Origin of the sequence: uncultured Williamsia sp., from assembly GCF_947494875.1 — a bacterium.
GTDB lineage: Bacteria > Actinomycetota > Actinomycetes > Mycobacteriales > Mycobacteriaceae > Williamsia_A.
In genome coordinates this window covers 320455-341024 of sequence record NZ_CANLWM010000005.1, presented here as the reverse complement: position 1 = coordinate 341024, position 20570 = coordinate 320455, and the positions used below count along the sequence as shown (strand labels likewise).

Annotated in this window: 21 protein-coding genes, 4 tRNA genes and 1 pseudogene; 5 read left to right on the top strand and 21 right to left on the bottom strand. The window is 69.8% G+C overall.

Annotated features, from left to right (window positions below; translation table 11 throughout):
• Positions 1-110: 110 nt before the first annotated feature.
• Genes ruvB through ruvC form a run of 3 tightly spaced genes read right to left on the bottom strand, consistent with a single transcriptional unit; the run spans position 111 to position 2373 of the window.
• Positions 111-1223 carry a Holliday junction branch migration DNA helicase RuvB gene (gene ruvB / locus Q1A98_RS13960; protein ID WP_299574514.1) on the bottom strand — a complete coding sequence of 371 codons (1113 nt, stop codon included), beginning with the start codon at positions 1221-1223 and terminating at the stop codon, positions 111-113.
• Positions 1220-1828 carry a Holliday junction branch migration protein RuvA gene (gene ruvA, locus Q1A98_RS13955; RefSeq protein ID WP_299574705.1) on the bottom strand — a complete coding sequence of 203 codons (609 nt, stop codon included), beginning with the start codon at positions 1826-1828 and terminating at the stop codon, positions 1220-1222. The genes ruvB and ruvA overlap by 4 nt, the downstream gene beginning before the upstream one ends.
• Complete coding sequence (ruvC, locus tag Q1A98_RS13950) at positions 1825-2373, bottom strand: crossover junction endodeoxyribonuclease RuvC (RefSeq protein ID WP_299574512.1); 549 nt, start codon at positions 2371-2373, stop codon at positions 1825-1827. Before ruvC ends, ruvA begins: the two co-directional genes overlap by 4 nt.
• Positions 2374-2483: 110 nt before the next feature.
• On the opposite strand from ruvC, the gene Q1A98_RS13945 reads away from it, so the two are divergent.
• Positions 2484-3089, top strand: a complete 606-nt coding sequence (locus Q1A98_RS13945; RefSeq protein ID WP_299574510.1) for a hypothetical protein — start codon at positions 2484-2486, stop codon at positions 3087-3089.
• A gap of 7 nt (positions 3090-3096) precedes the next feature.
• Here the strand turns inward: Q1A98_RS13945 and Q1A98_RS13940 are convergent, their stop codons facing one another.
• The 13 genes and pseudogenes from Q1A98_RS13940 to Q1A98_RS13880 all read right to left on the bottom strand — a co-directional run bounded on the left by Q1A98_RS13940 (position 3097) and on the right by Q1A98_RS13880 (position 14053).
• Positions 3097-3849, bottom strand: coding sequence for a YebC/PmpR family DNA-binding transcriptional regulator (locus Q1A98_RS13940; protein WP_299574508.1), 753 nt, complete (start codon positions 3847-3849; stop codon positions 3097-3099).
• A 119-nt stretch (positions 3850-3968) separates the two neighbouring features.
• Complete coding sequence (pdxT, locus tag Q1A98_RS13935; RefSeq protein WP_299574506.1) at positions 3969-4571, bottom strand: pyridoxal 5'-phosphate synthase glutaminase subunit PdxT; 603 nt, start codon at positions 4569-4571, stop codon at positions 3969-3971.
• On the bottom strand, positions 4568-5428 hold the full coding sequence (locus tag Q1A98_RS13930) for an acyl-CoA thioesterase II (protein WP_299574505.1): 861 nt from the start codon (positions 5426-5428) through the stop codon (positions 4568-4570). The genes pdxT and Q1A98_RS13930 overlap by 4 nt, the downstream gene beginning before the upstream one ends.
• Before the next feature lie 91 nt (positions 5429-5519).
• Complete coding sequence (locus Q1A98_RS13925; protein ID WP_299574504.1) at positions 5520-6305, bottom strand: protein phosphatase 2C domain-containing protein; 786 nt, start codon at positions 6303-6305, stop codon at positions 5520-5522.
• 65 nt (positions 6306-6370) lie between these two features.
• Positions 6371-7303 carry a pyridoxal 5'-phosphate synthase lyase subunit PdxS gene (gene pdxS, locus Q1A98_RS13920; protein ID WP_299574503.1) on the bottom strand — a complete coding sequence of 311 codons (933 nt, stop codon included), beginning with the start codon at positions 7301-7303 and terminating at the stop codon, positions 6371-6373.
• A 155-nt stretch (positions 7304-7458) separates the two neighbouring features.
• A pseudogene (locus Q1A98_RS13915) lies at positions 7459-7947 on the bottom strand (exopolyphosphatase); the annotation flags it as partial.
• Positions 7948-7977: 30 nt separating this feature from the next.
• Positions 7978-9102 carry a glycosyltransferase family 4 protein gene (locus Q1A98_RS13910; protein WP_299574502.1) on the bottom strand — a complete coding sequence of 375 codons (1125 nt, stop codon included), beginning with the start codon at positions 9100-9102 and terminating at the stop codon, positions 7978-7980.
• On the bottom strand, positions 9099-10022 hold the full coding sequence (locus tag Q1A98_RS13905; protein ID WP_299574500.1) for a phosphatidylinositol mannoside acyltransferase: 924 nt from the start codon (positions 10020-10022) through the stop codon (positions 9099-9101). Before Q1A98_RS13905 ends, Q1A98_RS13910 begins: the two co-directional genes overlap by 4 nt.
• Positions 10019-10693, bottom strand: coding sequence for a phosphatidylinositol phosphate synthase (pgsA, locus tag Q1A98_RS13900; RefSeq protein WP_299574498.1), 675 nt, complete (start codon positions 10691-10693; stop codon positions 10019-10021). The genes Q1A98_RS13905 and pgsA overlap by 4 nt, the downstream gene beginning before the upstream one ends.
• A 1-nt stretch (position 10694) precedes the next feature.
• A complete protein-coding gene (locus tag Q1A98_RS13895) occupies positions 10695-11252 on the bottom strand; it encodes an HIT domain-containing protein (RefSeq protein ID WP_299574496.1) in 558 nt (185 codons plus the stop codon).
• Positions 11249-13303, bottom strand: coding sequence for a threonine--tRNA ligase (gene thrS, locus Q1A98_RS13890; RefSeq protein WP_299574494.1), 2055 nt, complete (start codon positions 13301-13303; stop codon positions 11249-11251). The genes Q1A98_RS13895 and thrS overlap by 4 nt, the downstream gene beginning before the upstream one ends.
• A gap of 110 nt (positions 13304-13413) precedes the next feature.
• Positions 13414-13881 carry a TIGR02611 family protein gene (locus Q1A98_RS13885; RefSeq protein ID WP_299574493.1) on the bottom strand — a complete coding sequence of 156 codons (468 nt, stop codon included), beginning with the start codon at positions 13879-13881 and terminating at the stop codon, positions 13414-13416.
• A 100-nt stretch (positions 13882-13981) separates the two neighbouring features.
• Positions 13982-14053: transfer RNA gene (locus Q1A98_RS13880), tRNA-Val, on the bottom strand.
• Positions 14054-14248: 195 nt separating this feature from the next.
• Between Q1A98_RS13880 and Q1A98_RS13875 the strand changes: the two genes are divergently transcribed.
• The 3 genes from Q1A98_RS13875 to Q1A98_RS13865 all read left to right on the top strand — a co-directional run bounded on the left by Q1A98_RS13875 (position 14249) and on the right by Q1A98_RS13865 (position 14510).
• A tRNA-Gly gene (locus Q1A98_RS13875) sits at positions 14249-14321 on the top strand.
• A 21-nt stretch (positions 14322-14342) separates the two neighbouring features.
• Positions 14343-14416, top strand: a tRNA-Cys gene (locus Q1A98_RS13870).
• Positions 14417-14435: 19 nt separating this feature from the next.
• Positions 14436-14510, top strand: a tRNA-Val gene (locus tag Q1A98_RS13865).
• A gap of 56 nt (positions 14511-14566) precedes the next feature.
• Here Q1A98_RS13865 and Q1A98_RS13860 read toward each other — a convergent pair.
• The 4 genes from Q1A98_RS13860 to Q1A98_RS13845 form a co-directional block, all read right to left on the bottom strand.
• Positions 14567-14692, bottom strand: a complete 126-nt coding sequence (locus Q1A98_RS13860) for a hypothetical protein (RefSeq protein WP_299574492.1) — start codon at positions 14690-14692, stop codon at positions 14567-14569.
• A 687-nt stretch (positions 14693-15379) separates the two neighbouring features.
• Entirely contained in the window at positions 15380-15829 is a 450-nt protein-coding gene (locus tag Q1A98_RS13855) for a hypothetical protein (RefSeq protein ID WP_299574491.1), read from the bottom strand.
• Positions 15830-15945: 116 nt separating this feature from the next.
• Complete coding sequence (locus tag Q1A98_RS13850; RefSeq protein WP_299574489.1) at positions 15946-16434, bottom strand: 2Fe-2S iron-sulfur cluster-binding protein; 489 nt, start codon at positions 16432-16434, stop codon at positions 15946-15948.
• Between the two features lie 45 nt (positions 16435-16479).
• Positions 16480-18768, bottom strand: coding sequence for a molybdopterin cofactor-binding domain-containing protein (locus tag Q1A98_RS13845; RefSeq protein WP_299574487.1), 2289 nt, complete (start codon positions 18766-18768; stop codon positions 16480-16482).
• Between the two features lie 214 nt (positions 18769-18982).
• On the opposite strand from Q1A98_RS13845, the gene Q1A98_RS13840 reads away from it, so the two are divergent.
• Positions 18983-19555 (top strand): N-acetyltransferase, encoded by a 573-nt coding sequence (locus Q1A98_RS13840; RefSeq protein ID WP_299574484.1) that lies wholly within the window; start codon positions 18983-18985, stop codon positions 19553-19555.
• Here Q1A98_RS13840 and zapE read toward each other — a convergent pair.
• The gene (zapE, locus tag Q1A98_RS13835) at positions 19552-20565 is read right to left on the bottom strand and encodes a cell division protein ZapE (RefSeq protein WP_299574481.1); all 1014 of its coding nucleotides are present in this window, start codon (positions 20563-20565) and stop codon (positions 19552-19554) included. The two genes, Q1A98_RS13840 and zapE, sit on opposite strands and share 4 nt — an antisense overlap.
• Positions 20566-20570: the final 5 nt, after the last annotated feature.

The following is a 20570-nucleotide window of genomic DNA, read 5'->3' as shown; positions in this document are numbered from 1 at the left end:
CGCGACGAACTCGGGTGGGCGACGCCGCAGCGTGCCGGGACGACATCCAGTGTGCCACCCCACGCAAGAATCGGACGTTCCGGGCACCGGGCCGTCGCGGGAGGTGTTGATCAGACCACGGGGTCGTCGTCGGGGTCGAACAGGGCCTCGCTCTGCAGATCACGGGTCCGCACGCCGTAGGCGCCGGTCATCGCCCCGGCGGGCGGGGTGAGATCGAGGTGATGCCACGCGGCCGCGGTCGCGACCCGGCCGCGGGGGGTTCGGGCGATCATCCCGGCGCGCACGAGGAACGGCTCGCACACCTCCTCGACGGTCGTCGGTTCCTCCCCGACCGCCACAGCCAGCGTCGAGACGCCCACCGGTCCCCCGCCGAAACCTCGGACGAGCGCGTCGAGGACGGCGCGGTCGAGACGGTCGAAGCCCAGCTCGTCGACGTCGTAGACCGCGAGCGCGGCTCGGGCGACCGCGAGGGTCACGGTGCCGTCGCCGCGGACCTCGGCGTAGTCCCGCACACGTCGCAGCAGTCGGTTCGCGATGCGCGGCGTCCCACGGGACCGACCGGCGATCTCGACCGCCGCATCGGGCGCCATCCGGACACCGAGGATCCCGGCCGACCGCACGAGCACCCGGACCAATTCCGACGGCTCGTAGAACTCCATGTGCGCGGTGAACCCGAACCGGTCGCGCAGCGGTCCCGTCAGCGACCCGGAGCGGGTGGTCGCCCCGACGAGGGTGAACGGTGCGACGTCGAGCGGGATGGAGGTGGCGCCCGGCCCCTTCCCCACCACCACGTCGACGCGGTAGTCCTCCATCGCGAGGTAGAGCATCTCCTCGGCCGGTCGGGCGATGCGGTGGATCTCGTCGATGAACAGCACGTCGCCCTCGACGAGGTTCGACAGCATGGCGGCCAGGTCACCGGCACGTTCGAGCGCCGGGCCCGACGTCACCCGGATCGCCGAGCCCATCTCCCCTGCGATGATCATCGCCAGCGACGTCTTGCCGAGGCCCGGTGGGCCCGACAGCAGGATGTGGTCGGGGGTGCCGCCACGGCCGCGGGCGCCGGCGAGCACCAGCTCGAGCTGCTCGCACACCCGCGGCTGACCGATGAAGTCGGCCAACGACTTCGGGCGCAGGCCCGCGTCGAGGTCGCCGTCGGAGGCGACCGTGAACGGACTCACCGCGCGGTCGGTCTCGTCGGGTTCCGGGTCGTACCCGTCGCTCATCGCGTCGTCTTCCCGAGCAGCGCGAGACCGGCGCGCAGGGCGCGGGCGGAGTCGGCGTCGGGGTCGTCGGCGAGCACCGCGGTCACGGCCTTCTCGGCGGCCGGCACGGGGAATCCGAGTCCGACCAGGGCCTCGACGACCTGGTCGCGCACGCTCATCGAGGCGGCCAGACCGATCCCCCCGGAGTCCGTCGCAACGGACTGCGGGCGGTCGACCTTGTCGCGCAGTTCCACGACGAGCCGTTCGGCGACCCGCTTGCCGACTCCGGGGACCGTGCACAGGGCCTTCACGTCGGAGTCGGCGAGGGCCGCACGCAGTGCCGACGGTTCGAGGACCGCCAGCGTCGCCATCGCCAGCCGCGGCCCGACACCGGTGACCGTCTGCAGCAGCGCGAACAGGTCGCGGGCGTCGGGTTCGGTGAACCCGTAGAGGGTCATCGAGTCCTCGCGGACGATCATCGCCGTGAGCAGTGTGGTCTCGGCCCCGCGCTGGACGCTCGCGAGGGTCGACGGGGTGGCCAGCACGCGGTACCCGACGCCGGCGCACTCGATGACGAGGTGGTCGAGGGCGATGTGGATCACCGGCCCGCGCAGTGAGGCGATCACGGCTGCACCCACGACGTCCGCGTTGCACCCGCACCGACCGCCCGCGCCTGCGCGGCGGCGAGGCGCTCGGCCATCGGGCCCCGCCAGCAGTGACAGATGGCGAGGGCCAGCGCGTCGGCGGCATCCGCGGGCTTCGGCTTCGTCTGCATACCCAGGATGCGCGTCACCATCGCGGTGACCTGCGCCTTGTCCGCGCGACCACTACCGGTGACGGCCGCCTTCACCTCGCTGGGGGTGTGGAAACGCACGGGGATGCCGCGTTGGGCGGCGGCGAGTGCGATCACGCCGCCCGCCTGGGCCGTCCCCATGGCCGTGCTCACCTGGTTCTGCGCGAACACGCGCTCGACGGCGACGACGTCGGGATGGTGGGTGTCGAGCCAGTGGCAGGCCGCGGTGTGGACCGCGAGCAGCCGCTCGGCGAGGTCCATCGAGGAGGGCGTGCGCACCACGTCCACGTCGAGGGCGGTGACCGCTCGACCCGCGCCGGACTCCACCAGCGCGATGCCGCACCGCGTCAGCCCGGGGTCGACACCCATCACGCGCACACCGAGACCTCCGGATCGAGACGAACAGTTGTTCGAGATCCTATCCAGCCGGCCCGTCACCGCCGGGGATCGACACGGCGAGTCCTCGGGCCGCGGGAGGATGGACGGCGATGCGATACCGACCCCTCAGTCCCGACGGCCTCGTCGAGGCGTGTGTGGACGCCGTGGACGAACTGCCCGGACGACGGGTGGTCGCGGTCGACGGTCCCGACGCGGCGGACCCCGTCGCGCTCGCCGAGACGATCGCGCTGCGGCTGCGCGTCGGCGGTCGTGCCGCCGACGTCGTCGACCTCCACCACTGGTTGCGTCCCGCGTCGACGCGGATGGAGTGGGGCCGCACCGACGCCGAGAGCTATCGCACCGTTTGGTTCGACCTCGCGGCGATCGGACGGGAGGTGATCGACGGCCTGCGGTCCACGGGCGAATGGCTCCCGCGCCTGTGGGATCCGCAGCGCGACCGCTCGTTCCGGGACGTGCCCAGCCCCGCCGGCCCCGACCAGGTCGTGCTGCTCGCGGGCCCGATGCTGGTCGGCAGCGCGCTCGACATCGACCTCACGGTGGCGCTGCGCATGACGGCGGGCGCACTACGGAGGCGCACCCCCGAGGACGGGCACTGGACGATCGCACCGCTGCTCGCGCACGAAGACGAAACCGGACCGGCCGACATCGAGGTCCGGTGGGATCACCCCGACCGCCCCGCGGTACGGGTGGCGTGAGGACCCCTCAGGCGTCGATCTCGGCGAGGACGTCGTCGGAGACGTCGACGTTGGAGTAGACCTCCTGCACGTCGTCGCAGTCCTCGAGCGCGTCGATCAGCTTGAACACCTTGCGGGCGCCCTCGGCGTCGACGGGGACCTCCACCGACGCACGGAAGCTGGCCTCGGCCGAGTCGTAGTCCATCCCGGCGTCCTGCAGCGCGCTGCGGACCGCGACGAGATCGGTGGGCTCGCTGAGGATCTCGAAGGCGTCACCGAGATCGGTGATCTCCTCGGCACCGGCGTCGAGGACGGCGGTGAGGACGTCGTCCTCGCTCTGGCCGTTCTTCTCCAGGGTGACCACACCCTTGCGGGTGAACAGGTAGGCGACCGAACCGGGATCGGCCATGGTGCCGCCATTGCGGGTCATGGCCGTGCGCACCTCACCGGCGGCGCGGTTGCGGTTGTCGGTGAGGCACTCGATGAGGATCGCGACACCGTTCGGGCCGTAGCCCTCGTAGGTGATGGTCTGCCAGTCGGCCCCACCGCCCTCTTCCCCACCACCGCGCTTGCGGGCGCGCTCGATGTTGTCGTTGGGGACCGACGACTTCTTCGCCTTCTGGATGGCGTCGTAGAGCGTCGGGTTGCCGGCCGGGTCACCACCGCCGGTCCGCGCGGCGACCTCGATGTTCTTGATCAGCTTGGCGAACATCTTGCCGCGCTTGGCGTCGATCACCGCCTTCTTGTGCTTGGTGGTGGCCCATTTGGAGTGGCCGCTCATCGCACATGCCCCTTTCCTCGCACCCGCCGCGACGTCACCGGACTCCGATTCGTCCGCCGACCGGGGATGCGCGCACGCTCGTCCTCAGCGGGCCGAGTCTACCCGCACGTCATCGGCCCTCAGACGTCCGCCGAGACCATGTCGACGAACAGCCGGTGCACCCGGTGGTCGCCGGTGACCTCGGGATGGAACGACGTCGCGAGCACCGTCCCCTGCCGGACCGCGACCACGCGACCGGCCGCGGGGCCGTCCGGGACACGCGCGAGGACCTCGACCCCCGCGCCTGTGTCCTCCACCCACGGCGCCCGGATGAACACCGCCCGCACGGGTCCGTCCTCCAGCCCGGTCATGAGGAGATCGGTCTCGAACGACTGCACCTGCCGGCCGAAGGCGTTGCGGCGCACGGTGATGTCGAGAGCGTCGAGATGACGGGCGTCGGGGCGGGTGTCGAGCACCTCCGAGGCCAGCAGGATCATCCCCGCGCACGACCCGTAGGCGGGCAGTCCGCCGGCGATCGCGTCCCGCAGGGGCTCGAACAACCCGACGAGACCGAGCAGACGGCTCATCGTGGTGGACTCACCGCCCGGCAGCACGATCCCGTCGAGGTCGGCGAGTTCCTCGGGCCGTCGGATCGGGACACCGGTCGCGCCGGCGTCGGCGAGCGCCCAGACGTGCTCGCGGACGTCACCCTGCAGCGCGAGAACCCCGATCCGCGGTGTCACGCGTCCTGACCGGCTCGCCGGGCGTGCTGGTCGGCGGGCATCGGGCGGCCGGTCCGGGCGAGTCCCTCCTGGGTGACGGCGGCGACCATCCGGCCCGCGCGGTCGAAGATGCGCCCCTGTGTCAACGCGCGGCCGTCCTCGGCCGACGGCGACGTCTGGTCGTAGAGGAGCCAGTCGTCGGCGCGGAACGGACGCAGGAACCACATGGCGTGGTCGAGCGAGGCGCTCTGCGGGTTCTCGTCCGGGTGCGCGGCCTGGGCCGAGCCCAGCAGGGTCATGTCGCTCATGTATGCCAGCGTGCAGACGTGGAACACCTGGTCGTCCGGAAGCGGGTGGCGGTATTTGAACCAGACCCGCTGCTGGGCAGCGAAATTGGGGTGGACGACCAGTCTGTCCCGCGGCACGATCCGCAGGTCGAAGTTCTCCCACTCGCGCATCACCGCACGCTCCGGCTCGGTCCTGGTGGTCGCCTCGTCGGGAAGGTCCTCGGGATCGGGCGCCTCCGGCATGCGGTCCTGATGGACCAGGCCCTCCGACGGCTTGCCGAACGACGCCGACATCGTGAAGATCGCCTCGCCCTCCTGGACACCGGTGACCCGGCGGGTGCAGAACGAGCGGCCGTCTCGGATGCGGTCGACGAGGAAGATCGTCGGCGCGTCGGGGTTGCCGGGCCGCAGGAAGTATCCGTGCAGCGAGTGCACGCGGTACTCGTCGTCGACGGTGTGGGTGGCCGACACCAGCGCCTGACCGGCCACCTGGCCACCGAAGGTGCGCTGCAGCTGGCTCGTGTACGCCTTGCCGCGGTAGATGTCGGCGTCGATGCGCTCGAGTTCGAGGATCTCTTCGATGGTCGCCATCAGCCCTGCACCGCCCGGGGATCGTTCGTCACGGTGGACGATCTTCCCATCTCGGCCGCCCCGATCCCGCATCCGCGGCGTCGGATGTGGGTCAGCGCACCATCACGACGACGACGGTGACGTTGTCCCGCGCCCCCAGCGACAGGGTCGCCTGCACGAGTTCGGTCGCCAAGGCCTGCGGGTCGGGGTTCTCGACCCCGGCGTGCTCGGCGACGATCGCGGCGATCTCCCCGTCGGGCAGCTCGCCGGTCAGCCCGTCGGAGCAGACCAGCAGGATGTCGCCCCGGACCACCGGGAACAGGAAGAAGTCGGCGTCGGCGTCCATCCCCGCACCCAGGGCGCGGGTGATGACGTTGCGTCGGGGGTCGACGCGGGCCTGCTCGGGTGTCAGGTACCCGGCGTCGACGAGTTCCTGCACCTGCGAGTGGTCCGCGGTCACCTGGTCGAGGGCACCCTCGGACCAGCGGTAGGTCCGCGAGTCGCCGATGTTGAGCACCAACCACTGGTCGGTGTCCTCGTAGGTGACGAGGACCGCGCCGGTGACGGTGGTGCCCGCGCGTCGACCGTTGCGGGAGGAGATCTCGGCGATCGTCTCCTGCGCGGCGTCGAGGGCTGCGACCACCCCGTCACGCGTGGCGGCCATCTCGCCGAGTTCCACCTCGCCGAGTGCCGTCAGCGCGTTCTCGCTGGCCACCTCGCCGCGGTCGTGTCCGCCCATGCCGTCGGCGAGGAGGAACCGACCGTCGGACACCAGGGCTGCGTCCTCGTTCGTCTCACGGACCAACCCGACGTCGCTGACGGCCGACCACAGCAGGTCGAGATCACCGCGGTGCTGGATTCCGGCGACGGTCGCGTCGCGGATCGGCGCGGCGCTCACCGCGAGGCCGGCCCCGGACGAACCGACCTCGATGCGCGTGTGGTCCCCCGACCCATCCGCAACTCCTACCAGCCGCGCTCGGCGAGCCGGTGCGGCTGCGGCACCTGCTCGACGTTGATCCCGACCATCGCCTCGCCGAGACCGCGCGAGACCTTGGCGAGCACGTCGGGGTCGTCGTGGAAGGTGGTCGCCTGCACGATGGCCGCCGCACGCTCGGCGGGGTTGCCGGACTTGAAGATCCCCGATCCGACGAAGACGCCGTCGGCGCCGAGCTGCATCATCATCGCGGCGTCGGCGGGGGTCGCGATTCCGCCGGCGGTGAACATGGTGACCGGCAGCCGGCCCAGGCGGGCGACCTCGGCGACGAGCTCGTAGGGCGCCTGCAGGTCCTTCGCCGCCCGGTAGAGCTCCTCGGGCTGCAACGAGGTGAGGCGGCGGATCTCGCCGCCGATGGTCCGCATGTGAGTCGTCGCGTTCGACACGTCGCCGGTGCCGGCCTCGCCCTTCGACCGGATCATCGCCGCGCCCTCGGTGATGCGGCGCAGCGCCTCGCCGAGGTTCGTCGCACCGCACACGAACGGGACGGTGAACGCGAACTTGTCGATGTGGTGGGTGTAGTCGGCCGGGGTCAGCACCTCCGACTCGTCGATGTAGTCGACGCCGAGGCTCTGCAGGATCTGCGCCTCGACGAAGTGACCGATGCGCGCCTTGGCCATCACCGGGATCGAGACGGTCGAGATGATGCCGTCGATCATGTCGGGGTCGCTCATGCGCGACACGCCGCCCTCGGCGCGGATGTCGGCGGGGACCCGCTCGAGCGCCATGACGGCGACCGCGCCCGCGTCCTCGGCGATCTTCGCCTGCTCGGGGGTGACGACGTCCATGATCACGCCGCCCTTGAGCATCTCGGCCATGCCGCGCTTGACGCGCGCTGTGCCGGCTCCCGTCGGTGCGGTGCCCTCGGTCGCGTCGGGCCCGTGTCCGTTGACGGTGGTCATCGTGTTTTCGTCTCCTGACGTGCGCCGATCCGGCGCACCATCGAGTGCGTACAGCTGGTGTCCATCGAGAGTTTAGGCGCACGTCCACCGCGCTCACCCACGCGGAGTGCGGGGGCTCACACGTGAGATGTCGAACGAACTGTTCAGGAGGAGACGCGCTCGACGATCTCTAGGTATCGGGGCTCGCGCGCGGTCCCGCCGAGCTGCAGCCATCGGACCGGCCGACGCCCCCGCAGCGCGAGGGTGTCGCGGACGGCGTCGTTGTAGAAGCGGCGCGAGATCATCACGCGCGTCTCGGCGTCGGCGAGCTCGGAGACGAGCTGTGCGCGCAGCGTGGAGTGGTCGACCTGCGACAGCTGCGCCGACACCGTGTTCTCGGCGGCCTCGCGGTCCTCCCGGTCGGCGCGTTCCGCCCGATCGGCCGACGCGATCAGTTCCCGGCCGTCGGGACCGAGGCCGGCGCCGATCGCCCGCGCGACGACCGCGCGCCGCGCCAGGGCGGCGTCGAGCGCCTGCCAGGCCAGGTCGACCCGGACGTGCAGACGGTCGAGCCGGTTGGCCGTCTTGTAGACCCACCCCACGCCCACACCGATGACGACGACGACGATCGCGGTCACGAGGATGGTCAGTGCGGACACCGTCATGGGCGGGTTCTCCTGATCGGGGACACGGGCTCAGTCGCTGACGAACACGGGGTCGGCTCCCACCACCACGGTCTCGTACACCTGCAGGATGCGGTCGGCTATGCGGGACCAGTCGTACCGCAGGGCCACCTCGTGGGCGGTCGCCACCAGTGCGGCGCGGGCCTCGTCGTCGCGGAACAGGTCGATGACGGCCGACGACAGCGCGGCCGGTTCTCCGGCACGCACCAGTCGTCCGGCCCGCCCGTCGTCGAGGACCCGCCGGAAGGCGTCGAGGTCGCTGGCGACGACGGCCGCACCCGACGCCATCGCCTCGACGAGCACGATGCCGAAACTCTCGCCGCCGAGGTTGGGTGCCACGTACACGTCGGCGGACGCCAGCGCGCGGGCCTTCGTCGCGTCGTCCACCTGCCCCAGGAACTCGAGGTGGTCGGACAGTGCGCCCGCGCGGCGACGCAGCGCGCGTTCGTGTCCCGTGCCCACGACGAGGACCCGCACGTCCGGGATCGCGGCGGCGATCGTCGGCAGCGCCCGCATCAGCACGTCGATCCCCTTGCGGGGCTCGTCGTAGCGACCGAGGAACAGGATCGTGTGGCCGTGGCGGGCGTACCCGTCCAGCGGTCGCGCGTCGGCGAACGCCGACACATGGATGCCGTTGGGGATCTCGACCGCGTCGGAACCCAGCGACTCCATCTGCCAGCGCCGGGCCAGCTCCGAGACGGCGATCTTGCCGACGATCCGTTCGTGGTACGGGCGGAGGATCCCCTGGAAGATGCTGAGCCACAACGACTTCGTCGTGGACGTGTGGAACGTCGTGACGATCGGACCCTGCGCCACCATCAGCGACAGCATCGAGATGCTGGGGGCGTTGGGTTCGTGGACGTGCAGGACGTCGAACTGCCCGTCCCGCAGCCACGTCCGCAGCCGGCGATAGGCCTCCGGCCCGAAGGCCACGCGGGAGACCGAGCCGTTGTAGGGGATGGCCAACGCCGCACCGACCGACACGACGTAATCGGGCAGGTCGACGCCGTCGCCCGCGGGCGCGAGGACGCTGACGGTGTGGCCGCGCTCGATGAAGACCTGTGCGAGCTCGACGACGTGCGCCTGGACGCCACCCGGCGTGTCGAACGCGTAGGGGCAGATCATGCCGATCTTCACGACGCCTCGCCCTCACCGGTCACGCCGAGCTGCGCGCGGCGACGCTGCGACCAGTCGGCCTCCCACAGCGGCTGCAGCATGTGCCAGTCCTGCGGGTGCGCCCCGATGTTGCGGGCGAAGACGTCGGCCATCGCCTGCGTCGCCGGACCCACCCCACCGGAGACGTCGACGGGCGGGTCGCAGGAGATCTGCGACCCGTGGGTGTCGGTGAACCAGTGGTGCACGGGCAGCAGGGCCGCGCCGGTCTCGATCGCGAGCTTGGCCGGGCCGGCGGGCATCCGGGTGGGTTCCCCGAAGAACGTCACCGGCACACCGTGTTCGGCCAGGTCGCGTTCGGCGAGCAGGCACACCACCCGTCCGGCGCGGAGGCGATCGGCGAGCAACGCGAAGGGCGGCGTCTCACCCCCGCTCAGCGGGAAGATCTCGAACCCGAGGCTCTCGCGGTAGGCGACGAACCGCTCGAACAGCGACTCCGGCTTGAGTCGTTCGGCGACGGTGGAGAACCCGCCGATCCGGTTCACCAGCCAGACGCCGGCCATGTCCCAGTTTCCGCTGTGCGGCAGCGCGAAGACGACACCCTTGCCGCGCGCGTACGCCTCCTCGAAGTTGGCGAGGTCCTCCGGCGCGACGTACACGCGGGACGCCGCCTGCGCGAAGTCCACCGACGGCAGTCGGAACGCCTCGCGCCAGTATCGCGCGTAGGAGCGTGTCGCGGCGCGCATGAGCTCGTCGGGGACGTCGGCGGGCTCGACCGCGAGGACACGGGAGAGGTTGCGTCGCAACTGCTCCGGCCCACCGTTCGATCCGGCCCGACCTCCCGCGGCGTCGAAGGCCGCACGGACCCAGGGCTCGGGGAGGCGACGGACCAGCGACCACCCGGCGCCGTAGCCGAGGTCGGCGGCGCGTTCGGCGAGGCTCACCGCGTCGGGTCCTGCTCTCCGGACGGCGCAGGTGCCGGGCTGTCGAGCGGGAGGAGCTCGCGCGCACCCGGCGACCGCGAGATGGACAGCATCCGTTGGCCGACGGTGACGACGCTGCCGACCGCGAGGAGCCACACCGCGACATGGATGAGCCACGGCATGCCGAACTGGCTGAGACCGGCGCCGACCAGGATGATGATGAGGCGCTCGGGACGCTCGATGAGTCCGCCGTTGCCGTCGAGACCGCTGGCCTCCGCGCGCGCCTTGGCGTAGGAGATGACCTGCGAGGTCACCAGGCAGACCATCAGGCCGACGAACAGCACGCGGTGGTCGGTGTGCACCACCGACCACCAGCCGAGCGCCGCGAAGATCGCGCCGTCGGCGATACGGTCGCAGGTCGCGTCGAGCACGGCTCCGAACCGCGTTCCGCCACCGCGTTCCCGGGCCATCGCGCCGTCGATCATGTCGAACATGACGAACAGCCAGATGAGCAACGCACCGATGAAGAGGTGACCGGTCGGGAACAAGGCGACCGCCGAGGCGACCGACGCGACGGTGCCGATCACGGTCATCGAATCGGGTGTGAGACCGGCTTTCAGCAACACCCGCGCGACCGGGACGTTGATCTTGCTCATCCCCGCGCGACCGCGGATGCTCAAAAATCGGGCCATGTCAGTCCCCGACGTCGATCCACGCCTGCGCGAGCAGGCTGCGCGTGTCCCGGAGCAGCTGTGGCATCACCTTGGTCTCGCCGATCACGGTGATGAAGTTGGCGTCGCCACCCCACCGCGGCACCACGTGCATGTGCAGGTGCTCGGCCAGTGACCCGCCCGCCGCGGCACCGAGGTTCAGCCCGACGTTGAACGCGTGCGGGCGCGACACCGACTTGATAGCCCGGATGAGCCGCTGGCTGAAAGCCATGAGCTCGGTGCTCTCGGCCTGCGTGAGGTCCTCGAGGTCGGCGACCTGCCGATACGGGACGATCATCGAGTGACCCGGGTTGTACGGGTACAGGTTGAGCACGCAGTAGACGCTCTCGCCGCGGGCGACGACGAGCCCGTCCTCGTCCGACATCAGCGGGATGTCGATGAACGGGTGGCTCGATCCCGCGGACCCACCGGCCGGCGCCTTGATGGAGCCCGTGATGTAGGACATCCGGTGCGGACTCCACAGCCGGGTCAACCGGTCGGGTTCGCCGGCGCCCTCGTCGCGGATGGAGTCCTCGCTCACGCGGACCCCGGCGCCAGGTTCTCGAACAGTGCCTCCGTGGGCGAGGCGTTGCGGCGGGTGCGCACCCACTCGACGATCGCGTCGACCGCGGCGGCCACGGGCACACCGTTGACCTGGGTGCCGTCTCGGAACCGGAAGCTGACGGCGCCCGCCTGCTGATCGCGGTCGCCGGCGAGCATCATGAACGGGACCTTACCCGTGGTGTGGTTGCGGATCTTCTTCTGCATGCGGTCCTCCGAGGCGTCGACCTCGGCCCGGATCCCGTGCTCGCGTAGGGCGTCGACCACGGACTGCAGGTGCGGGACGTAGTCCTCGGCCACCGGGATCCCGACCACCTGCACGGGCGACAACCAGGCCGGGAACGCGCCCGCGTAGTGCTCGGTGAGCACACCGAAGAACCGCTCGATCGACCCGAACAGCGCGCGGTGGATCATCACCGGACGGTGCTTGGCGCCGTCGGTGCCCGTGTACTCCAGCTCGAAGCGGTCGGGCAGCATCAGGTCGACCTGGATGGTCGACATCTGCCAGGTCCGACCGATCGCGTCGCGGGCCTGCACCGAGATCTTCGGCGCGTAGAACGCCGCGCCCCCCGGGTCGTCGACGAGGTCGAGCCCGAAGCTCGACGCCGCGTCGCGCAGCACCTCGGTCGCCTCGGCCCACGCCTCGTCGGACCCGATGGACTTGTCCGGGTTGCGCGTCGAGAGCTCGAGGTAGAAGTCGTCGAGGCCGTAGTCGCGCAGCAGGTCGAGCACGAACTGCAGCAGCGAGCGCACCTCGTCGCCCATCTGCTCCCGGGTGCAGTAGATGTGGGCGTCGTCCTGGGTGAACCCGCGGGCCCGGGTGAGACCGTGGACCACACCCGACTTCTCGTAGCGGTAGACCGTCCCGAACTCGAAGAGCCGCAACGGCAGCTCCCGGTACGACCGGCCGCGCGAGCGGTAGATCAGGTTGTGCATCGGGCAGTTCATCGGCTTGAGGTAGTAGTCCACCGACGGCTTGCGGATGGTCCCGTCGGCGTTGCGCTCCTCGTCGAGCTGCATCGGCGGATACATGCCCTCGGCGTACCAGTCGAGGTGGCCCGACAGCTCGAAGAGCGAGCCCTTGGTGGCGTGGGGTGAGTAGACGAACTCGTAGCCCGCCTGCGCGTGGCGCAGGCGCGAGTAGTCCTCGAGCTCCTTGCGGATGATGCCGCCCTTGGGGTGGAACACCGGGAGCCCCGACCCGATCTCGTCGGGGAAGCTGAACAGGTCGAGTTCGGCACCGAGCCGACGGTGATCGCGACGCTCGGCCTCGGCGAGCCGCTCGAGGTGGGTGTCGAGGGCCTCCTGCGACTCCCAGGCCGTGCCGTAGATCCGCTGCAGACCGGCGTTGGCCTGGTCGCCCCGCCAGTAGGCGGCCGAGCTGCGGGTGACCTTGAACGCGGGGATGTACTTGGTCGTCGGCACGTGCGGCCCGCGGCACAGGTCGCCCCAGATGCGTTCGCCGGTGCGGGGATTGAGGTTGTCGTAGGCGGTGAGCTCTCCCCCGCCGACCTCCATCACCTCGGGGTCGTCGGCGGACCCCTTGTCGTCGACGAGTTCGAGCTTGTACGGCTCGTCGGCGAGTTCGGCCTTGGCTGCATCGAGGGAGTCGTAGACGCGCCGCGAGAACCGCTGGCCGCTCTTGATGATCTGCTTCATCTTCTTCTCGAGGGCCGCGAGGTCCTCGGGCGTGAAGGGCTCGGCGACGTCGAAGTCGTAGTAGAAGCCGTCGGTGATGGGCGGGCCGATGCCCAGCTTCGCGTCGGGGAACAGGTCCTGGACGGCCTGGGCCAGCACGTGCGCGGTGGAGTGGCGGATCACCGAACGGCCGGCCTCGGTGTCGGCGCGGACCGGCTCGACGTCGACGTCGGAGTCGGGTGCCCATGACAGGTCGCGGAGGTTCCCGTCCGCGTCGCGGACGACGACGATCGCGTCGGGCCCCTTGTTCGGCGCCCCCGCATCCCGCAGAGCGGTCCCCGCCGTGGTCCCGGCCGGCACGCGGACGGATGCGGGCAGGACGTTCTCGGGCACGGCGGTGGCTCCTCGCAGATGTCGGGATGGCCGACACCCATCCGGCGGCGGCCGGATAGATCGTATCGGCCGACGACCGGCGGCCCTCGGGCCGTCGACGTCGGCGGGTGTCAGAAGAGCGGGCTGGCCAACCAGGACCAGTCGATGCCGACCCACCCGGCGGCGAGCTCCAGCGCGCCCAGGATCCACAGGGTGGCGACGACGACCGCGAAGGTGAAGAGCCCGAACAGGAGCTGCACCGACCAGTGCTGCACTTTCAGCCAGTCGGCGAACGCGTCGTACTTCGCGCGGGCGAATCGCAGCAGCCGGTGTGCCCAGGTGAACTCGGTGGCGAGGATGCCGAGGCCGGCGAACACGATCAGCCAGCCGGGACCGGGATACGGGATGAGCACGATGCCGACGATCAGCACGGCGGTGCCCACGACGCCGACGGCGATCCGGTAGGCGAGGTCGAGCGCGGGGCGCTTGGCGAGGGCCTGACGACGACGCTGCAGGCCGTCGGGCAGGAGACTGCCGCGCTCGTCGACGGGATCGGCCTCGCGGGGACGCGTGACCGCGGCCTCGGTCTGATCGGTCATCTCGGGCGTCCTCGCGTCGGCGAACAGGGGGTCCCCACAGGGTACGGAATCGGACACCGCTGACGGTACGGCCACAAGGATGGTGAATCGTCGAGATGGGTGGTCCCGGCTGGGATCGAACCAGCGACCTCCCCGGTGTGAACGGGACGCTCTTCCACTGAGCCACGGGACCGCGCGGAACGACGGTGCGCTCCGACCGGAGCAGAACACTATCACGGTGATTCGGGCGTTCCCGCATCACCGACGCCGTCGCACCCCGATCCCGGCGCGACCGGCGAAATAACGCTCACCAGGCGATTTGTAAGCGGTCCGGGGCTCGGATAGTGTTCGTCTTCGCACCGCGAGGCCCACAAGGCAGCGCGGGCACGCGGATGTAGCGCAGCTGGTAGCGCATCACCTTGCCAAGGTGAGGGTCGCGGGTTCGAATCCCGTCATCCGCTCGGAGGAAGAATTTTCACCGTGGCGGTGTGGCCGAGTGGTGAGGCAACGGCCTGCAAAGCCGTGCACACGGGTTCGATTCCCGTCGCCGCCTCCAGATCGTCAACTCAATACCCGCGCGATTAGCTCAGTGGGAGAGCGCTTCCCTGACACGGAAGAGGTCACTGGTTCAATCCCAGTATCGCGCACCAGGACACGACGACGCCCCCGGAGCCTGCGCTCCGGGGGCGTCGTCGTGTGACCGACGTCAGCCGAACAGGCCGCCGAGGAGGCCACCCAGCAAACCGCCGAGGCCGGTGGTCGGGTCGGTGTCGCCGCCGGCGCTTCCCGTCGAAAGCAGTCCGAGCAGTGCGCTGAGGTCTGACGAGCCCATGGTGAATCCTTTCCCGAATCGGACGCGTCGGTGCGCCCGTCTCCGCGACCGTAAATGTCAGATCACGAACTATGTGTCCGTTTCGTTAAATTTTGTGGACGTTGCGAGTGGTTCGGTCATACCGATATCCGTGGACACACGTCGCCCCCGGCTCTGGACCGGGGGCGACGAGGCTCGACGCGGCCCTCACACTCCGAGCAGGCCACCAAGGCTCTGAAGGAGCTTGACGATCTCGATGACGGTGAACACCTGTTGCAGCGATCCCATGGTGAAGTCCTTTCCCGAACTGTCGCGGGCACGCCCCGCTCGGGTGACGGTAGATCGCCACCGTGAATGAATGGTTCGCTGTTGTGCATGTTGTTTGCAGTCATACATCGTCGGCCGGCAGATGTGACCGCGCAGTACGACGACTCCGGACGCATCCGGAGCCGTCGTGGTCGAACCTCAGCCGAACAGACCGCTGAGCAGCTGGCCCAGCCCGAGTCCGCCGACACCGGCGCTCGGGGCGCCGCCGAGGCTGTTCCACAGGGTGACCAGTGCGTTGATGTTCTCCACAGAGCCCATGATCGATCCTTTCCCGAACGGGACACCCCACGGCGTCCGCACTGCGACCGTAAGTGTCGTATTGCGAAGTAAGGATCCGATTCATCAAAGTTGAGGGTGGTCGCAACTGGTTCGTCCGGTCGCTCAGGCGGCGGTGTGTTCGTCCGCGACGAGAGGTACCTCCCGGACATCTCTCGCGTTCGCGCGGAAGATCGATTCGACCGGGACGTCGAAGACCCGGGCAGCGTTCGCGAGCAGACGGGCCCATCCCCGGTCCCAGTGCGAGACGCCGTTGCTGCCGGGTCGTGTCAGCAGCAGGGCGAACCCGCTGACGTGGTCCTCATTGCCGTCGATCAGCTCCGACAAGCGCAGCATCAGCAGGTCGGCGAGGTACGAGTCCGGCACGAGCGTCCGCTCCACCTGGATCAGTGCCTTGTGCAGCGTGTGGTCGGGGTGGACGGGCGCCACCCACACGAGCGGTTCCGAGAAGCCGAGCGGCCCCATCAGAGCGCGCCACCGCTGCCGCAGCTCCTCGGGTGACGTGAACGGGTCCTCTGCGCTCTCGAGGGGCGGGATCGGGTCGTCGAAGTCCATGTCCGGCAGCCTCACTGCCGCGCGGTCACATGCCAATCCGTCCATCCACAGGGCCCACGGGGTGTGGACAGACCGCTTGACGGGACGGGCTCAGGGTTCTTCTCGAGTTGCGCTGCTCAGCCCTGATCGGCCATCCGGGCGGCACCGTCGCGGATGGCCTCTCGGATGCGGAAGTAGGTGCCGCATCGGCACACGTTGCGCAGTTCGTCGAGTTCGTCGTCACTGATCTCGGTGCCGCGTGCTCGAACCTCGGCCACTGCGGCGACGGCGGCCATGATCTGACCCGGCTGGCAGTAACCGCACTGGGAGACATCGGCGTCGAGCCAGGCCTCCTGCATCGGATGCAGCTCGGCGCCGACGGTCGCCGGAAGTCCCTCGATGGTGGTGATCTCGTCGGTCGAGGTGATGTCGCCGATCCGCACCGAGCACGGGTTGAAGGCCCGACCGTTGATGTGACTCGTACACGCCTTGCACACCCCGATCCCGCAGCCGTACTTCGGGCCCGTGATCCCCAGGATGTCCCGGAGCACCCACAGCACCCGGACGTCGGATTCGACGTCGACCGTTCGGGATCGACCGTTCACTCTCAGTGTGAATGTGGGCATGCTTCCCCTCGTCTCTGCCGGCGCCGACTGGTGTTCACGGCGGATCTAGAACACGTGTGCCAGACCGTCGACGGGCGACGGTGGGAGCACGCTGCGCTTCTTGGGTGTGAACCCGAGCTGTCCATGAGCGATGGGGAACTGCGTGGGAACCACGCCGGTCGCACGGGCGTAGGCGCACGCCACCGCGGCCATCGTCGGGGCCACCGCGAGTTCCCCTGCACCGCCCGGCGACTCGCTCGTCGGCGGCATCACGACCACCGTCAGGTCCAGAGGGCAGTTCCACTGTCGCGTGTAGAAGTAGTCGTCCCAGCTGCCCTCGAGCGGGATGCCGCGATCGAAATGCAGGCCGGCCGTGAGTGTCTGCGCGATACCGTCCATCACCGCTCCCTGCATCTGCGCTTCCAGGCCTCGCGGGTTGACGGCCACGCCGACGTCGACCGCCACGACCACCCGTGTGACGCGTGGACCGGCGATCGCGTTGCGGATGCGGCGCGACGTGGTCGCTTCGGAACAGTCGATCTCGACCAACACCGCTGCGGCCGAACGGTATTCTCCGTGAACGCCCACGCCCTGAGCCACCCCCGGCGGAAGAGTCCGGCCCCAGTCACCGACTCTGGCCGCCTCGCGAAGGCACGCGCGGATGCGGTCGTCCCGGAGAAACTTCATCCGGAACCGGTAGGGATCGAGACCCTGCGCCTCGGCGATGCGATCGATCACCAGCTCGGTCGCGGTGCGCGAGTCCGGCGAGAACACCTGGCGCATACTGCCCGTACGGAACTGTCCGACGTCGAACGCCTGGGAGACGTCCTGCGAGACCGCGCCGACGTCGTACGGCACGTTCTGACTGAGGACATACGACAGTTTGACGAGCGGCAGCAGCGCCAACCCGGGTATGAGGTGCCCGGACGCCGCGACGACATCACCCATCCCGGAACTGAGGTCGAGCTGGACGCAGGAGTGTCGTTGGTCCATCTGGACAACGTCGCGCCCGGACCAGAGCGCACGCACGTGTGAGACGGCCATGGGATGCATGCGTCCGTGCCGGACGTCGTCGGTCCTGTGCACCATCAGCCTGACCGGTTTGCCCATGGCCTGCGAAGCCAGCGCAGCATCCAGTGCGGCGTCCGTGAAGAGGGCGCGCCCGAACGATCCCCCACCGGGTATCACGTTCAGGGTCACGGCGGTCGGCGAGAGACCGAGCTCCGCAGCAATTTCCGCCAACGCGACCGACGGGGCCTTGGCGCATGTCCAGATCTCGGCACGGTCGGCCCGGACGTCGGCGATCGCGCATCCGGGTTCGAGGGCGCTGATGTTGCGGAAGGCGAACCGGAATGTCATGTCGACACCGCCGGAGTGCGGGAGCTGGGGCGGCATGGGCTCCATCGCCCGGTCGAGAGCCTTCCGGACGCTCCTGTCCGACTGCCCGTCGACGGTGCCGGGCCCCCAGTCGACGACGAGTGCGTTCACCGCGTCGATGCATTGCCCGAAAGTCCGTGCGCGTACCGCGACTCCGGTGCGCAGTCTCGCGACATCGGTGACGCCTGGCATCGACCGAACCGCAGCGAGGTTCGCGACCGAGCGCACCGTCCCGTTGACCGTCGGCGCACGCCGGATCATGGTGGGCAAGGCGTCGGTTACGTCGAGATCCAGTGTGAACTTCTTCTGCCCGGTGACCGCTGCGCGAGCATCGACGCGACCGAGCGGACGGCCGATCACGGCGAAGTCAGACGGGTGCTTCAGTGTCACGTGCTCGGCCACGTCCGTACGCGAGGCGGCCCGCTCCGCCATCGACCCGTAGCTCGCCGTGCGGCCGCCCGGACCCATGAGGACGCCGGACCGGGTCGTGACCCTGGTCGGAGCCACACCCCATTCCCGCGCAGCCGCAGCCCGGAGCCGCTGCCGCGCGAGGGCAGCGATCGTCCGGGTAGGTGTGTAGATGGACCGCGTCGAGTTCGACCCGCCGGTCTGCTGGTTGAGCAGGAGGTCCGGCCGCGCCTTCTCCAGGGTCACCACGATCTTGTCGAGGGGCTGGTCGAGCTCCTCGGCGATCAACTGGGTCACCATCGTGGACAACCCCTGGCCCACTTCGGTCCTGGGTAGCGCGAAGTGGGCGACTCCATCGGAGTCCACTCGCAGCGTCGCCATGAGCGCGGTCGGCATCGCTGCATAGGTCAGAAGATCTCCGAGGTCGACCTGGTCACCCGGTTGGGGCGGGGTGGGGCCGGCGTGAGCCCGCGGAGCCGAGAAAGGGTCGAGTAGTCGACCCGCCACCACCAACACGGGCGCGGCGACGGCGTAGGCGAGGAACCGACGACGGCCGACATCCGGGGTCACCGGCTCACCCCGCGCGTCGACGTGCCGACAACGTGCATCGTGGGACCCCCGACCATCGGTATCGAATTCGGCTCAACGTACGGACCGACCTCGCAGCCGTCGGGAACTGTCACCGATGCTGTGACGGGGCCCAGGGTGGGTGTCGGAGGTTGTGTGGCCACCCCATGTGGTGCGCGTGCACGTCGGCCCGAGTGTGCTGTGTTGAGATGTCTCGGTGACGTCCTCAGCACCGACCGTCGAGACGGTCACCGATCCCGCGGACGCCAAGGCCGTGGCATCCGTTGCCGCGGTGACCTTCCCGCTCGCCTGCCCGCCCGGGACGACGACGGAGTCGACCGACGCGTTCGTCGCTGCGAATCTCACCCCGGCGCACTTCGCCGACCACATCACGGCATCCGACCGCGACGTCCTCGTCGCGCGTGACGCGGGTCGCGCGATCCTCGGCTACACGCTCGTCGTGCACTCCGAGCCCTCGGATCCCGAGGTGCGCGAAGTGGTGCCGATGCGTCCGGTCACAGAGATCTCGAAGGTGTACGTCCTCGAGTCCGCCCACGGATCCGGCACCGCACAGGCGCTCGTCGCCGCGTCACTGGACCGTGCGTTCGCGCGTGGCAGTGTCGCCGCCTGGCTGGGTGTCAGCAACGTCAACGTCCGCGCGCAGCGGTTCTACACCAAGAGCGGGTTCCGCATCGTGGGCCGGAAGTCGTTCTGGCTCGGCGGGATCGAGGAACGCGACTACGTGATGGTGCGCGACCTGACCGACGCGGCGGGGTCCCGGCCGGCCTAGCCGGTCTTCTCGGCGAAGCGCGACAGCGCCAGCAGACGAGACGTCGCTCGCAGGTACTTCTTCCGGTAGCCCCCGGCCAGCATCTCCTCGGTGAACAGCTCGTCGAGCTTGCCCCCCGAGACCATCAGCGGGATGTTCGCGTCGTAGAGGCGGTCGGCGAGGACGACGAGGCGCAGCGCGACGGTCTGATCCGGCGCCGCGTGCACGCCCGAGACACACGCCAGCGTCACGCCCTCCACGAGCGCCTTGTACTTCGACGGGTGCAGCGTCCCGAGGTGCTTGCACAGGGCGTCGAACTCGTCGAGCGTGGCGCCCTCGGTGCGCTCGGCCAACTCGGCGAGTTCGGCGTCGGTGTGCGGATCCGGAGCCGGCGGCAGGTCGCGGTGCCGGTAGTCGGGGCCGTCGACCCGGACGGCGTCGAAGACACCGGCCAGCTTGCGGATCTCGCGCAGGAAGTCCTGCGCCGCGAAACGTCCCTCCCCCAGCTGGCCGGGCAGCGTGTTGGAGGTGGCCGCGATCGACACGCCCTTCGCGGTGAGCTCGGTGAGCAGTCGGGACACCAGCATCGTGTCGCCGGGGTCGTCGAGTTCGAACTCGTCGATGCAGATGACGCTGTGCTGCGACAGCCGCTCCACCGATGCGGTGAAGCCGAGGGCACCGACCACGTGGGTCAGCTCGACGAACGTCGCGAACGCCTTCGGCTCGGGCATCTCGTGGAAGATCGACGCGAGCAGGTGGGTCTTGCCGACGCCGAACCCGCCGTCGAGGTACAGACCGACGCCCTGCCCCGGCGTCCGCTTCCCGAAGAGGCTCTTCTTACCCGCGCGCGCCTTCTGCGCCCGCTCGACGAAGTCCCGGCCGGCCTCGACCGCCGCGGACTGCGACGGTTCGTCGGGGTCCGGGATGTAGGAGTCGAAGCTCACGTCGTCGAACATCGGCGGCGGCACCATCTGATGCACCAGGTCCTCCGGCGACACCTGCGGCGTGCGGTCGACTAGACGAGCGGTCATCCGCT